The 291-nt window shown below is 42.6% G+C and carries 1 protein-coding gene; it reads left to right on the top strand.

What is annotated here, in order from left to right; all coding sequences use genetic code 11:
* On the top strand, positions 1 to 291 hold a 291-nt coding region (locus tag QWY29_RS20105; protein WP_300963005.1), incomplete at both ends, for a hypothetical protein.

Below are 291 nucleotides of genomic sequence, written 5' to 3' on the forward strand. Positions count from 1 at the left end.
GTTATTCGTGACACCCATCCTCAAGTTTACCGTAGTTTCGATTGGAATTAACTTTACTTTCCACATTGGTTACTACGGTTTGATGATGTGGTTCCCAGAATTAGTCAACCGATACGATGAGTTCAATCATCTAAAACCTAATGAAACAGCTTCAGTTTGCCAGGTTACTGATTTCGTAGTCAATATGGGAAGTCAACAGCTGGGCGCCATTTGTAACAGAAAAATCAGCCAGTCTGTTTTTATGGAATCCTTGATCACCGTGGCGTCTGCTCTGCCCAGCAACATCATCGC

The organism is Nocardioides abyssi (genome assembly GCF_030412915.1).
In the GTDB taxonomy this organism is placed as follows: domain Bacteria; phylum Actinomycetota; class Actinomycetes; order Propionibacteriales; family Nocardioidaceae; genus Nocardioides; species Nocardioides abyssi.